Origin of the sequence: Pedobacter sp. PF22-3 (assembly GCF_026239555.1) — a bacterium.
Taxonomy (GTDB): Bacteria; Bacteroidota; Bacteroidia; order Sphingobacteriales; family Sphingobacteriaceae; genus Pedobacter.
The window spans coordinates 121,323-134,879 of the sequence record NZ_JAPIVP010000013.1; the positions used below are offsets into that span (position 1 = coordinate 121,323).

Consider the following 13,557-nt stretch of genomic DNA (forward strand, 5'->3'; position numbering starts at 1 on the left):
TTAGCCAGGTGAATTCTCCGTGCTTTTCTGTGTTTCCGCGGCTATTATTTAAAGAAGACATGCAAAACAAAAAAGGAGGCTTAAGCCTCCTCCAATATCTTTTAAAACTGAACCCCGATCAGCCACATATTTTCAATGTAGTTAATTTTCTGACTAGCGTGGTCATATTCATCCCAGCCTGTGGTATGTACGTTTGTTAAATTAGTGGCACCAAATTTTGTGGTATTCTGCAGATAAACATTTTTCCAGACATAAAACTTAAGTCCGATTTTAGCCGAAACACCATAGCCAGAAATGTTCCAGTGGTTGTTTCTGCCTAGGCCAAACAAACGTACATCAGAACGTGGCACCATAATTCCACCACCTAAACCCGTTTCTAAGGTTAACGAAGTATTTCCTCCCGGTGCTACCCAGATATCATCATAACGTTCTACCTCAATATTGGCATAGTTAAAACCATCGGTATGCTCATAAGTGAGCGTGCTTTCTTTAACATTTACAAGTTGTCCATTATAATCGCCTGCCAATGCACCAGTGGCCACATTTTCAGGTGTAATATTAGCTCCTATATGTCCGGTAATGGCTACAGTTTGTGGAATATCCATTACATATTTCATGTGGTCCCAGCCAATAGAGATACTATAATTATCTTTGATAAAATACCCGACACGGATATTATACTGTGGTACAGTAATCAATCCAGGATTTAAATAGTCCCAGCTTAATTTCGATTGCCGATCATGTGCAACTACATCTTTCATTGTAAAATCGTAGTTCGGCCCCTGAAACCTGATATCGCTTTTACCGTACCAGGAACTATTATACCCCCAGTGGAAAAAAAAATCGCCTTTACGCGAAAAATTTCTTTTATGTTCCGGGTTAAACAAGCTTTTCGAAGTCGGCGTATGATCTGTTGTTGAGCTTTGAACCTCTTGTGCATGCATCCGCTTGCCAAACAAGAGTGCTAAAAATAGGATGGTAATTTTTTTCACGCGGCAAATTGAGCAAAAAGACCAATCATTTACAACAGGTTTAACATTTCGCCAGAGTTGTTACGCAAAAAATGACTTTAAAACATTAAAACCTCGTGTAAACAGCCAGCTGGATAATGTTGTTAATTGTATTATTATTTAGTCCATGGGAAGCCTGGTTCATATAGCCGGCTTCCAGATCAAACTTTTTTGAAAAGCGGTATCCCACAGCAAGATAGGCTCTGTTTTGATCAAAAACACTATTGTTGATTTTATCCTTATTCTGAAGATTTAAAAACACCTCGTTTTGCAAAGCCAAAAATGGACCTTTTGTAAACGTTGGCTGATTTTTTTGCAATGGCTGGACTAACCTTAAGAAATAACGGAAACGCTGCGAAAACACATCTTCACCCGAACGACCGATAAAACGTTGTTCTAACCTAATCCTGTGACTGGCAAATGCCGAGCTGATTTTATGATTGTAAATGTACTGTTCAAAGATACGGTGTTCGTGAAACAGATTGTTATTGCCGCCTGTCAGATTCATATCAGTAGTTTGCCACAAATAACCTAAAGCTACATTATGTTTGTCGTTAATAAAATATTGCAACGCAGGCCGCACCAAAGTATTTCTTACATAACTCCAATCATCGGCTGAACGAACCTGAACATCAAATTGCAACCCCCATTTATCATTAAATTTGGTGTTATTTAAAAACATAAACCAACCCGAATTTTGATGTTGGGTTTGTGCATATAGCTTTCCAGCAGCCATGATGAAAACCATCGCGGCAGATAATAATATTTTTTTCATAAAAAGATAAACCGGTTTTACCTGTGTGGCGCTAAATTAATAGAATTATGGCAAAATAAGGAAGAGTTGTTAAATAGTTAGAACATCGGAGGTCTGAAGCCTTGAGTCCTAAGTCTAATTTAATAATCTCGAAGTCTAATCGCCAAATAAAAATGCTTAGTAACTATAACTCTGTGTGCTCTGTGCCTTTTCTCCATTGCCTCGGTGTTAAAAATGACACCAATCTCATCTACTTCTTTGCGAAAACCTTTGCCCACTTTACAGTTAAAAACAAAATTCATTTAACGTTAAACGATTAAAAATATATCTTCGTTAAAGATTTGGGCATTAAGACATCTTAATTGCGCTTATTTTTAACATTACAAAACGTAAAAAAGAACAAAAATGATTATCGAACCTAGAATGAGGGGCTTTATCTGTTTAACTGCACATCCAGATGGTTGCGCACAAAACGTAAAGAATCAAATTGAATATGTAAAATCTAAAGGTGCTATAAACGGTCCTAAAAAAGTATTGGTGATTGGTGCATCAACAGGTTTCGGTTTAGCTTCGCGTATTACTGCTGCTTATGGCTCTGGTGCCTCAACCATTGGCGTATTTTTTGAAAAAGCACCTTCAGAAGGCAAAACGGCATCTCCAGGCTGGTACAATACCGCAGCTTTTGAAAAAGAAGCCCATGCCGCCGGTTTATATGCAAAAAGTATAAATGGCGATGCATTTTCTAAAGAAATTAAAGAAAAAACCATCGAACTGATCAAAGCTGATCTTGGCCAGGTTGATCTCGTGATCTATAGCTTGGCTTCACCAGTAAGGAAACATCCTGATACTGAAGTATTGCACCGTTCTACTTTAAAACCTATCGGCGGTACTTATACCAATAAAACTGTTGATTTCCACACGGGTAATGTAAGCGAAATTTCTATCGAACCCGCTACAGAAGAAGATATTGCCAACACCGTTGCTGTAATGGGTGGCGAAGACTGGGCCATGTGGATTGATGCCTTAAAAGCAGAAAACCTGCTTGCGAAAGGTGCAACTACCGTAGCATATTCTTATATCGGCCCTGCATTAACCGAACCGGTTTACCGCAAAGGTACCATTGGAAGAGCGAAAGATGATTTGGAAGCAACCGCATTCACAATCAGCGATAAATTAAAAGATATTGATGGCAAAGCTTACGTATCGGTTAATAAAGCATTGGTTACCCAGGCCAGCTCGGCTATTCCGGTAATTCCCTTATACATCTCATTATTATACAAAGTAATGAAAGCTGAAGGCATTCACGAAGGTACTATCGAGCAGATCCAACGTTTATATGCAGATCGATTATATACAAGCAACGCTGTTCCTGTTGATGAAAAAGGAAGAATCAGAATCGACGATTGGGAGATGCGTGAGGATATCCAGGCTAAAGTTGCCGAACTTTGGAAAGAAGCCACTACTGAAACTTTACCAGCGATAGGTGATTTACCAGGTTACAGATCTGATTTCTTAAGCTTATTTGGCTTCGAAATTGATAAAGTAGACTATCAAAAAGATGCCCAGGAAGTAGTGGAAATTGAAGGTTTGGTAAACTAGTTTATCCGTCACCCTGAACTTGTTTCAGGGTCTACATCATAATTTAATTACAAACGGCTGGCCTTAAAGCCGGCCGTTTTTATTTCCTGATAAAATGAGTTTCGATTTACAGCCCAAACTAGAAAACGATTTAATTAGAGTAGTTCCATTAAAAGAAGAAGATTTTGAAGCCCTTTTCGCAGTAGCTTCCGATCCGTTAATATGGGAACAACATCCCAACAAAGACCGTTATAAGAGAAACGTTTTCGAAAATTTCTTTAAAGGCGCAATGGAATCGAAAGGTGCTTTTATTGTATATGAAAAAGAAACCAACAAAATTGTAGGGAGTTCCAGGTATTATGAGCTCGATGAGGAAGATAGTTCGGTTGCGGTTGGCTATACCTTTATTGCGCGTGAGTTTTGGGGTAAGGGACATAATAAGGCTTTAAAAACTTTAATGTTTAATCATGCTTTTCAATTTGCAGATAAAGTGATTTTACATATTGGTGCTACTAATTTCCGTTCGCAAAAAGCAATTGAAAAATTAGGTGCTGTTAAAATTGCTGAATTAGAAGTTGCCTATTATGGTGAACCCTTAAAATGGAATTTTGTATACCAGATCGATAAGGTTAAATGGAAAAAAATGAATTAAAATTTTAACCACAGATTTAAACATATTATTTATCTTATCTGTGCTCATCCTTTTCATCTGTGGTAAAATAATAGAGAAACAATTACCAAGGAGGTGTGAATAGTCCCGAGGTGCCGTCATTTTGAGCGGAGTGCAACGCAGTCGCGAACCACGTAAGTGCTCAGCGAAGCTCATCTGTCTAGAAAAATCTCTCTCCCAAACGTTCGGGACTGCGATACAGCCGGGATGAAAACTGCCTTGTTGGAGTCCATCAATGTTAGTGTGGTCAAAGCATCCATCTGTGTTTCCGTGGCAAACATTAACTATAATGAAAAGAGCGTGACCGAATAAAATCGTGTTTATCCTTAAGTATTGTTATCTTTGTATAATTCTCCATTCCACTCACCTTTCAAAACAAAACAATTAAATAAAATATGGCTAAATCTCAGGCAACATACAGTAAAAAAGAGAACGAAAAAAAACGGTTAAAAAAACAAAAAGACAAACAAGAGAAAAAAGAAGAGCGTCAGGCTAATGCCAAAAAAGGTTTAGCACTTGAAGATATGATGGCTTACGTTGATGAAAACGGAAACATCTCTTCTACTCCACCAGATCCGAAGAAAAAGAAAGTAATTAATACGGAAGATATTCAGATCGGTATTTCAAGACAAGAAGACATCATTGATGAAAATCCTGTTAAAAAAGGAACAGTTACTTTTTTCAATGATAGCAAAGGTTACGGTTTTATTAAAAATACTGAAACACAAGACAGTATTTTCGTTCACGCAAACGGTTTAATCACCCAGATTAAAGAAGGTGATAAAGTTACGTTTGAAGTAGAAATGGGTCAAAAAGGACCAACGGCAGTTAAAGTATCAAAGGTTTAACAACCGCCATTCAATTTTTTTTTGCAATTCCCAATTGCAAAACATGATTAAAATTCTGCAGAGCATTCTGCTGCGCTAGGTTTTATAACCATATATAATTCCGTCTATTTAAGCATAAAACCTTGCGCATAATTTTCTTCATCAGGTATTCTCCCGAGGAAGTGTAGATTAATCTTGAAGGAATTTAGCTTCTCAATAACAGGATTTCTAAATTATTCCAGCATTTATTTATCCAAAAATGCATGCTATCTAATTTTGCCCCGCCAACCGCAGAATAATTTATCATACTGTAAATAAATAACATAGAACTATTAAAAGGAAAAATTGTAGCCTTTAACTCATGATAATCGTTTATGAGATAAAAAAAATTAAAATCTCGGTGTGGAATTTGCATATGGTTTACATCATTACAGTACACACAAAGAAAATTACAATTATGAAACCTGCATAAGCAACAAAAAGCTAAATACAAAAAGCTTATGCAAGCTTCATAACCATTAAAAACACTACGAATATGAAAAAGTTAATAGCACTAGCACTGGTTGCATTTTTAGGTTTATCGTCAGCGATGGCTCAACAAGTAGATTTACGCAGAAAAATTAGCGTAAGCGGCACCGCAGAAACAGAAGTTACCCCCGATATTATTTACATCGGCATTTCGCTTAAAGAATACCTGAACGGAAAGAAAAAAGTAGACATCACAGCATTGGAAAACCAATTGTATGCCGCTGTACAAAAAGCAGGTATTGCAAAAGAAAACTTAACCATCAGTAACTTAAGCAGCTGGAATTACGAAACTGAAAAAAAGAAAAATCCCGATTTTTTAGCCAGCAAACAATATCGTTTAAAAGTTAGCGATCTAAATAAATTCAACGCCATACTAGAATCGATAGATGCCAAAGGAATTGCCAATACAAATATCGAAAGTTACGATTATTCTAAAATCGAAAGCTTAAAAAAAGAGCTGAAAGTTAAGGCATTATTATCCGCAAAAGAGAAAGCTGTATATATGGTAGAGGCTCTAGGTGATAAATTAGGGAGTGTGATCGAAATACAAGATGGCGGAGACAATGTAATGCAACCTGTTTACAGAAATTTTGCAATGAAAGCTGAAATGGCTGATGCTTCCAGCGCACCTGAAATTGATTTTAAAAAAATTAAACTGAATTTTACAGTAAATGCTATTTTCGAAATCAAATAAGAGCTTAACAGTAACTTAATGCTTTTCAAACCTACCAGAACATTTTGGTAGGTTTTTTGTTACATAGAGATTGAACACTAAAAAATAGATATTATGAAAAAATTCATTTACACGCTAGCGCTGGTTTTCTCTTTAGGCATTAGTTTTAATTCAGTTCAGGCAGCTGATAAACCTGCGAAAAACCCAACAGAATTATCTGCAGAACAAGCGATTAAACTGGAAAAAATTAAAACCCGTGTTGAAGAAATCAGAGACATGGACAAATCTAACTTAACGCGAGCAGAACGTAAAGCTTTACGTAGCGAGTTAAGAGAATTAAAAGGTCAGGCCCGTGCAGTTTCAGGAGGTGTTTACCTTTCAGTTGGTGCAATCATTATCATCATTTTATTATTGATCCTGATTTTATAATTGCAAAAAACACATCTATCTATAAAAACAAAAAGCTTTGCATTAATGCAAAGCTTTTTTTATTAGAAATATCGTCATTGCGAGAAGGCTTTTTCGGCCGACGAAGCAATCTTACTACAAAAGACAATTCGTTTCCTTTAATTAATCGCCAAACACCAAGAGGTTTTGCTACAGCATTAAGATTGCTTCGTGCCTCGCAATGACGATTTATCGAAGGTTAATCAATGATATTAAACCCTGTATACTTTACCAAAGCTTCTGGAATTTTAATTCCATTCTCGGTTTGGTAGTTTTCTAAAATCGAAGCCACGATACGCGGTAACGCCAATGCGCTTCCATTTAAAGAGTGCGCAAGCTGTGCCTTCCCTTCCTTTCCTTTAAAGCGTAATTTCAAACGGTTACTTTGGTATGTTTCAAAGTTTGAAACAGAAGAAACTTCCAACCAACGCTCCTGGGCAGCACTCCAAACTTCCATATCGTAAGTCATGGCAGAAGTAAAACCCATATCGCCACCACATAAACGCAACACGCGATAGTGTAATCCCAGTTCTTTCAATAAAGACTGTACATACAGGCTCATATCTTCCAGCGTTTCGTATGATTTATCCGGATGGGTGATCTGAACAACCTCAACCTTATCAAACTGATGTAAGCGGTTTAAACCACGTACATGGGCACCATATGAACCTGCTTCTCTCCGGAAACATGGGGTATAAGCGGTATTTTTAATTGGGAGATCTTCTTCCTTAACAATTACATCACGGTATAAATTGGTTACCGGAACTTCAGCTGTTGGGATTAAATACAAATCATCAACAGTTGAATGATACATCTGTCCTTCTTTATCCGGTAACTGGCCGGTACCAAAGCCCGAAGCCGCATTAACCAAATGAGGTACCTGCATTTCTTTATAACCTGCAGCAGTAGCATGATCTAAAAAGAAATTGATCAATGCACGCTGTAATCTTGCTCCTTTTCCTTTATATACCGGGAAACCAGCACCGGTAATTTTTACGCCCAACTCGAAATCGATAATATCGTATTTCGCAGCAAGCTCCCAATGTGGTAAAGCTTTACTTGGTAGCTGAGCAGGCTCACCATACGTTAACACAACCTCATTTTCTTCCGCAGTAGATCCCTGTTTTACCAAATGATAAGGCAAATTAGGTAATTGAACAATTAAATTGTGTTGAGCCGCTTCCAACTCATTCAATTTATCACTCAGGTTTTTGATATTTTCTTTGTGAGAAGCTGTCTGTGCCTTAATGGCTTCGGCTTCTTCTTTTTTACCCGTACGCATTAAATCGCCAATCTGTTTGGCAGCTGCATTAGCCTCAGCAGAAATATTATCCAGAAAAGTTTGTGTAGAACGGCGGTCTTCATCAATTTTAATGATTTCATCTACCAGTTCTGGTTGTTTAAAATTACGGACACTTAAACGTTCTAAAACTTTCTCTCTATTTTCGCGGATATAGTTAACTTGCAGCATTATTTAATTTTTTAAGCAAAGATAACAAGAGTTTGGAGTTTGGGGTAAGGAGTTTGGAAAAAACTGCAAACCGTTAACTTTAAACTGAAAACTGAAATATGGATGGCAAACTCTTTCTCGTACCAACGCCCATAGGCAATTTGGAGGATATGACCTTTAGGGCAATCCGTATATTAAAAGAATGCGATCTGATCCTCGCTGAAGATACCCGTACCAGTGCGCCAATGCTCAAACATTTTGGGATTGATAAAAGAGTTTTCTCGCACCACCAGCACAATGAACATAAGGCCACCTCAGAAATTATCAAGTTTTTAAACGAAGGACAAAAAATTGCCCTGATATCTGATGCCGGAACACCTGCCATTTCCGATCCGGGTTTTTTCCTTGTACGCGAGGCCATTAAAAATGATATTGCTGTAGAGTGTTTACCTGGCGCAACGGCTTTTGTACCTGCTTTGGTTAATTCGGGCTTACCTGCTGATGCATTTTGTTTCGAAGGTTTTTTGCCGGTTAAAAAAGGCAGACAAACCAAATTTAAAAAATTGGCCGAAGAGGAGCGCACCATTATACTTTACGAAAGTCCGCACCGTTTATTAAAAACTTTAGAAGAGTTTGCGCAGTATTTGGGCGCCGATAGGCAGGCATCGGTAAGTAGAGAGCTCACGAAGATGTTCGAAGAAACTGTTCGCGGAACTTTGGTAGAAATAAAATCACATTTTGAAAACAATACTTTAAAAGGAGAATTTGTAATTTGCATAGCGGGGAAACCCAATGTTAAGAGCAAAAACAAATATGACGATGCCGAAGAGTAGCATCAAAAAACATAACCAACACCACAAATTAAAAATATTATGATGAGTATAGATAGATTTCTAAGTGACGAGCAAGACCCAAAAGCGGTTGAAAAAGTTATTGGAAAATTAAACGACCTTTTAACCACAGGTGAAGAACTTTTATATTTAGCAGTACAGAAAAAACCAGCGGTAAACTTATTACCAGATAGCATCGCAATTTCTAACAAGCGTATTTTTTATTGCGAACCAGGTAATTTGGGTTTAACGATGAACTTTAAAGATATTTCGTGGAAAAGCATTAAAGAGGTTTCGTTCAAAGAAGAATTTTTTGGCTCTAAATTTATCTGCGTTCCACAACATGGCGAAAATATCGTAACTGAGTTTATTCCGAAAGTTCAGGCACGTAAATTACATCAGGCTGCAAACCAACAATTAGAAGCGTATAAGGAAATGTTGCGCCAGCAAAAACTGGAAGAAAACCGTGCAACAGCCTCTCCCATTAATTTAAATGCACAGCCTTTAGCCGAAATTCCTGCTTACGAACCAACTCCGGAACCGGTAGAACCTGTTATCCAAATTGCTGAAGTGGTAGAAGAGCCGGAAGATGAAACCACTTTAAAATTACGCAAGCTTAAAACATTATACGATAAACACCTGATTACTCAGGAAGAATATGAAGCTAAAAAAGCAAATATTTTAGAAAGTTTGTAGACGAAATCCGTCACCCTGAATTTATTTCAGGGTCTTAATTGATTGTTAAAGATGGAAAGAGGCGGATGTGTTTATATACTAACCAATTTTAAACATACGGTTCTTTATATTGGTGTAACATCAGAATTGTATTTCAGAATTAAAGAACATAAAGATAAATATCATCCTAATTCATTTTCTGCAAGATATAATTGTAATCTGTTGGTGTTTTTTGAACAATTTGACATTATTGAAGAAGCGATAATACGAGAAAAACAGTTAAAGAACTGGAAAAGGGCATGGAAAATGAATTAAATCCTAATTGGAAAGATTTATTCTTAACACTTGAATAAATGCCTCCTCCTTGAAATCTTTAAAAGAAAATAGCATTTAAGATGCTGAAATAAATTCAGCATGACGATTTTACACCTTAGTAATGAAATCTAAACAAACTTACCTCCTCGCCCTTATAAGTGCATTTTTACTTTGGCTAGCCTGGCCACCAATGCCTTTTACCACTCCTTTGCTGTTAATCGGTTTAGTACCTTTGTTTATTGCCCTCGATTCCATTTCAGGTAATGCAGAAAAAAAACAAGGAAAAAAAATTTTCCTGACTGCAGGTTTAACTTTTTTAGTCTGGAATACGGCATCCATTTATTGGGTGTATAATGCAATAAGTGCTTATAATGGCGCAGCAGTGGCGCTACCCGTTTCCCTAATTCCTTTTGGTCTGGGTGCCTTATTAATGACCTTTGCCTTTTGGTTATACTATAGATTAGGTAAATATGTAAGTAAAACGATTGCTTATCTGGGCTTGATTTCTTTTTACATCGCTTTAGAATATCTGCAGCAAACCTGGGATTTAGCTTTCCCTTGGATGACATTGGGTAATGGTTTAGCAGGGATGCACCAGCTGGCACAATGGTATGATTATACTGGTATTTATGGTGGTTCACTATGGATTTTAGTAAGCAATATTCTGGCTTTCGAAGCGTATAAGAAATTCAAATCACAAACTGGTTATTTAAGGTTTAGAACAGCAGGTATCTGGGCTTTGGTGGTCATTATTCCCATTGGCATTTCATTAACCAAATACTTTACAGCAGCGCAAAAAGGTACGCCAAGTAATGTTGTGGTGGTTCAACCCAATATCGACCCTTATCAAAAATTAGAAAATATTCCACCAGCCGAACAGATCAGGATATTGACACACTTATCAGATTCTATCGGACAAACCAATACAGAATATTTTATCTGGCCTGAAACCGCCATTCCAAATTATGCGGATGAAGATAGGATCAGAAGCAATAACGATTTCATCAACCTGCAAAGCTTTTTATCAAAATACAAAAACGGAACGTTGATCACAGGCATAGAAAGCATTAAAATTTATCAGGATAAAAGAACAGTAACCTCAAAATTTGATAATCAGAAGGGTATTTATTTTGATAATTTTAACACCGCCATGCAGGTAGAAAATTCTGCTAATGTTCAGTTTTACCATAAATCCAAATTGGTTCCTGGGGTAGAAAAAATGCCTTTCCCAAAAGTATTTTCTTTTTTAGACGGTGTTTTTGCTCAGTTAGGCGGAACTGTTGGCGGATGGGGCTGGCAAGATAAGCCAAGTGTACTATATGCTCAAAGTGGCATTGGGGTTGCGCCTGTTGTGTGTTATGAAAGTTTATGGGGCGATTGGATCGGTGAACAGGTTAAGGATGGCGCACAGTTTATTGCCATTATTACGAATGATGGCTGGTGGGGAAATACTTCAGGAAAAGACCAGCATATGATGTATGCCAAACTGAGGGCCATTGAAACCCATCGAGATGTAGCGCGCTCGGCCAATACTGGGATATCCTGTTTCATTAACCAACGTGGCGACGTCATGCAAAAAACCAAATGGTGGACCAGAACTGCGCTGAAAGCCAATATCAATCTGAATGACGAAATTACCTTTTATGTAAAAAGTGGAGATATTATTGCAAAATTATTGAGCATTACAGCCATTCTATTCGCTTTAATTATTCCTTTTAGAAAATGGATCAGGAAACCAAGACATGCTTAAACAACAATACGATTTCGTTTTATCGTCCAGAAATACCCTTTTAACTTATATCGGGATTATTTCTGAACAGGATTTCTTAACCAACAACAGTTCTTTCGGCAGAGGATCTATCAGAAATTTATTGGTTCATATCTGTCAAACCTATTGCGCTTGGATTGGCGAAAGGGCCTTAGGCATTAAACAAGAGTTTTTACCTTTCGAAAACTACCAGACCTTACAAGACTGCCAGACTTATTTTAACCAGGTAGATGAATATATTACCTTATTTACCAAAAAATTTAAAGGAAACGAGCTGCAGGAAATGGAATTGTACAGAAATGGAGAAATTTTAAAGGTAAATCCATTGCAATTGTTTACCCATGTTATTACCCACGAGTTTCATCACAAAGGACAAATCATGTCGTTAAGCAGGCATTTAGGCTACGTACCGGTTGATGCCGATATTATCAGATAAAAATTATGCAAAAAATAGAAAACCTCCGCTGGTCAGTATTGCTCCTTTTATTAACCTTAAATTTTGGCTGCGACCAGATTTCTAAAAGAATTGTACGTAACGAAATCAGTGATTATGAACATATCAGCATTATAAAAGACCGTTTCACCTTAACAAAGGTAGAAAACAGTGGTGCATTTTTAAGTTTGGGCGATAACATGCCCTATATATTCAGACTCCTTATTTTAACAGGCTTACCACTATTATTTTTGGTTTACGGGTTATATTTTCTGTTCGCCAAACGTAATTTAACCATGACGATGCAAATCGCCTTGTGCTTTCTGATTGGTGGCGGTATTGGCAATTTATATGATCGGATTATACATGGATCGGTTACCGATTTTATGCATATGGATTTTTACCTCTTCCAAACAGGTGTTTTTAATTTTGCCGATATCTCAATTATGATTGGCGTAGGCACATTGCTTTTTCAGTCAATCAGAAGTAACCAGGTTAAACTACAAGCCGATTAGGGAAAAAAGCTTAGATCGAAAACACTAATTAAGACTACAAAATAATAGTCATAAAAATACAAAATTATGTTTTTATGACTATATTTATCTATGTAATACCTAATTACGATCTAAACTAAAAACCTAAACGATGAAAAACTTATTTAAAAAAGCTGCTTTGGTTGCCTTGCTATCAACAGTTATTCTTTCGTGTACGAAAAAAAATGATGTTCCTGCTGACACGGAAATTCAAACTAATCAAAATCAAAAAGTGCTTGCTTACATTAAAAATCTCGGGTTTACGGATGCGCAGATCGTAGATAGCGGTGATAATTATGTAGTTGATGGAGATATAGTATTTAGTAAAAAAATGGAAGTTCCGGCTGATTATGGAAAAGCGATAACAGAACAATATTACAATGGTTATATCGTAACCAACAGTACTAATATCCGGGTAAAAATTGATCCTTCAATAACCAGCATGACCAGCGAAATCAATTCTGCAATTAACCAATGGAATACGGTACCAAATTCTAAACTAAAATTTGTAATCACAACCGGAACGGTGTATGATATCCTGATTAAAGTGGATAATACAATCGGAAGTTCTACCTGTGGACAGGCATATCTGTCAACATCAAATGGTAAAGCGGGTAATACCGTTTGGATCAACCAGGCCCTTATCCAAAACAATTCTTTTGCACAGCGTACCAGAACCATTACACATGAGTTTGGCCACACCATCTCATTTAAGCATACTAATCAATCTACCACAACCAATGTTCCTGGCGTTGGAGGAACAGATGCACAATCGCTAATGAACGGTGGACAATGCGGAAGTGGTGCTACTGTTTTATCTACTAAAGATAAACAAGCTACTGCAGTATTGTATCCTTTATAGTTAAAAAATCAGATAAATAACCTAAAAAGATCGTAATGAAAGAGAAGCTGTTTCTGTGAAACAGCTTCTCTTTTTTTAAAATGCTTATTTAAGAAAGATTGGGAAATAATTTTTACAACAAGATTTCTTAACAAAGAATTGGCAGCTTTATACAAACATATTTTTATCTTTAAGTGTTAAACAATCTAAAAATCAAGTCCGATC

Annotated in this window: 15 protein-coding genes; 12 read left to right on the forward strand and 3 right to left on the reverse strand. The window is 36.9% G+C overall.

What is annotated here, in order from left to right; translation table 11 throughout:
* Positions 1-101 precede the first annotated feature (101 nt).
* Together OQX63_RS16715 and OQX63_RS16720 are read right to left on the reverse strand one after the other, a co-directional pair.
* Positions 102-992 carry a hypothetical protein gene (locus tag OQX63_RS16715; protein ID WP_265851962.1) on the reverse strand — a complete coding sequence of 297 codons (891 nt, stop codon included), beginning with the start codon at positions 990-992 and terminating at the stop codon, positions 102-104.
* Between the two features lie 85 nt (positions 993-1,077).
* Positions 1,078-1,785 carry a DUF2490 domain-containing protein gene (locus OQX63_RS16720; RefSeq protein ID WP_265851963.1) on the reverse strand — a complete coding sequence of 236 codons (708 nt, stop codon included), beginning with the start codon at positions 1,783-1,785 and terminating at the stop codon, positions 1,078-1,080.
* A 384-nt stretch (positions 1,786-2,169) separates the two neighbouring features.
* Here OQX63_RS16720 and fabV point away from each other — a divergent pair, with 384 nt between their 5' ends.
* The 5 genes from fabV (at position 2,170) to OQX63_RS16745 (ending at position 6,469) form a co-directional block, all read left to right on the forward strand.
* Positions 2,170-3,363: an enoyl-ACP reductase FabV gene (gene fabV / locus OQX63_RS16725; protein WP_265851964.1), complete on the forward strand. Its 1,194-nt coding sequence runs from the start codon at positions 2,170-2,172 to the stop codon at positions 3,361-3,363.
* 94 nt (positions 3,364-3,457) lie between these two features.
* Positions 3,458-3,994, forward strand: a complete 537-nt coding sequence (locus OQX63_RS16730) for a GNAT family N-acetyltransferase (RefSeq protein ID WP_265851965.1) — start codon at positions 3,458-3,460, stop codon at positions 3,992-3,994.
* A 413-nt stretch (positions 3,995-4,407) separates the two neighbouring features.
* Complete coding sequence (locus tag OQX63_RS16735; RefSeq protein ID WP_029277369.1) at positions 4,408-4,860, forward strand: cold-shock protein; 453 nt, start codon at positions 4,408-4,410, stop codon at positions 4,858-4,860.
* A 514-nt stretch (positions 4,861-5,374) separates the two neighbouring features.
* Positions 5,375-6,061, forward strand: coding sequence for an SIMPL domain-containing protein (locus tag OQX63_RS16740; protein WP_265851966.1), 687 nt, complete (start codon positions 5,375-5,377; stop codon positions 6,059-6,061).
* A 93-nt stretch (positions 6,062-6,154) separates the two neighbouring features.
* Entirely contained in the window at positions 6,155-6,469 is a 315-nt protein-coding gene (locus OQX63_RS16745; RefSeq protein ID WP_265851967.1) for a hypothetical protein, read from the forward strand.
* A gap of 217 nt (positions 6,470-6,686) precedes the next feature.
* Here the strand turns inward: OQX63_RS16745 and serS are convergent, their stop codons facing one another.
* A complete protein-coding gene (gene serS, locus OQX63_RS16750; protein ID WP_265851968.1) occupies positions 6,687-7,958 on the reverse strand; it encodes a serine--tRNA ligase in 1,272 nt (423 codons plus the stop codon).
* Between the two features lie 98 nt (positions 7,959-8,056).
* On the opposite strand from serS, the gene rsmI reads away from it, so the two are divergent.
* The 7 genes from rsmI to OQX63_RS16785 all read left to right on the forward strand — a co-directional run bounded on the left by rsmI (position 8,057) and on the right by OQX63_RS16785 (position 13,353).
* Positions 8,057-8,770, forward strand: coding sequence for a 16S rRNA (cytidine(1402)-2'-O)-methyltransferase (gene rsmI, locus OQX63_RS16755; protein ID WP_265851969.1), 714 nt, complete (start codon positions 8,057-8,059; stop codon positions 8,768-8,770).
* Between the two features lie 39 nt (positions 8,771-8,809).
* Positions 8,810-9,463, forward strand: coding sequence for a PH domain-containing protein (locus OQX63_RS16760; protein WP_265851970.1), 654 nt, complete (start codon positions 8,810-8,812; stop codon positions 9,461-9,463).
* A gap of 51 nt (positions 9,464-9,514) precedes the next feature.
* A complete protein-coding gene (locus tag OQX63_RS23395) occupies positions 9,515-9,757 on the forward strand; it encodes a GIY-YIG nuclease family protein (RefSeq protein ID WP_265851971.1) in 243 nt (80 codons plus the stop codon).
* Positions 9,758-9,878: 121 nt separating this feature from the next.
* On the forward strand, positions 9,879-11,507 hold the full coding sequence (gene lnt / locus OQX63_RS16770; protein ID WP_265851972.1) for an apolipoprotein N-acyltransferase: 1,629 nt from the start codon (positions 9,879-9,881) through the stop codon (positions 11,505-11,507).
* Positions 11,500-11,961, forward strand: a complete 462-nt coding sequence (locus tag OQX63_RS16775; protein WP_265851973.1) for a DinB family protein — start codon at positions 11,500-11,502, stop codon at positions 11,959-11,961. The genes lnt and OQX63_RS16775 overlap by 8 nt, the downstream gene beginning before the upstream one ends.
* A 5-nt stretch (positions 11,962-11,966) precedes the next feature.
* Positions 11,967-12,473: a signal peptidase II gene (gene lspA, locus OQX63_RS16780; protein WP_265851974.1), complete on the forward strand. Its 507-nt coding sequence runs from the start codon at positions 11,967-11,969 to the stop codon at positions 12,471-12,473.
* Positions 12,474-12,603: 130 nt separating this feature from the next.
* On the forward strand, positions 12,604-13,353 hold the full coding sequence (locus OQX63_RS16785) for a M57 family metalloprotease (RefSeq protein ID WP_265851975.1): 750 nt from the start codon (positions 12,604-12,606) through the stop codon (positions 13,351-13,353).
* Positions 13,354-13,557 lie beyond the last annotated feature (204 nt).

What these genes read in the sequence shown, in the direction of transcription:
- OQX63_RS16720 (WP_265851963.1), bottom strand. Translation starts at nt 1,785, where the DNA reads ATGAAAAAAATATTATTATCTGCCGCGATGGTTTTCATCATGGCTGCT.
- fabV (WP_265851964.1), top strand. Translation starts at nt 2,170, where the DNA reads ATGATTATCGAACCTAGAATGAGGGGCTTTATCTGTTTAACTGCACAT.
- OQX63_RS16730 (WP_265851965.1), top strand. Translation starts at nt 3,458, where the DNA reads ATGAGTTTCGATTTACAGCCCAAACTAGAAAACGATTTAATTAGAGTA.
- OQX63_RS16735 (WP_029277369.1), top strand. Translation starts at nt 4,408, where the DNA reads ATGGCTAAATCTCAGGCAACATACAGTAAAAAAGAGAACGAAAAAAAA.
- OQX63_RS16740 (WP_265851966.1), top strand. Translation starts at nt 5,375, where the DNA reads ATGAAAAAGTTAATAGCACTAGCACTGGTTGCATTTTTAGGTTTATCG.
- OQX63_RS16745 (WP_265851967.1), top strand. Translation starts at nt 6,155, where the DNA reads ATGAAAAAATTCATTTACACGCTAGCGCTGGTTTTCTCTTTAGGCATT.
- serS (WP_265851968.1), bottom strand. Translation starts at nt 7,958, where the DNA reads ATGCTGCAAGTTAACTATATCCGCGAAAATAGAGAGAAAGTTTTAGAA.
- rsmI (WP_265851969.1), top strand. Translation starts at nt 8,057, where the DNA reads ATGGATGGCAAACTCTTTCTCGTACCAACGCCCATAGGCAATTTGGAG.
- OQX63_RS16760 (WP_265851970.1), top strand. Translation starts at nt 8,810, where the DNA reads ATGATGAGTATAGATAGATTTCTAAGTGACGAGCAAGACCCAAAAGCG.
- OQX63_RS23395 (WP_265851971.1), top strand. Translation starts at nt 9,515, where the DNA reads ATGGAAAGAGGCGGATGTGTTTATATACTAACCAATTTTAAACATACG.
- lnt (WP_265851972.1), top strand. Translation starts at nt 9,879, where the DNA reads ATGAAATCTAAACAAACTTACCTCCTCGCCCTTATAAGTGCATTTTTA.
- OQX63_RS16775 (WP_265851973.1), top strand. Translation starts at nt 11,500, where the DNA reads ATGCTTAAACAACAATACGATTTCGTTTTATCGTCCAGAAATACCCTT.
- lspA (WP_265851974.1), top strand. Translation starts at nt 11,967, where the DNA reads ATGCAAAAAATAGAAAACCTCCGCTGGTCAGTATTGCTCCTTTTATTA.
- OQX63_RS16785 (WP_265851975.1), top strand. Translation starts at nt 12,604, where the DNA reads ATGAAAAACTTATTTAAAAAAGCTGCTTTGGTTGCCTTGCTATCAACA.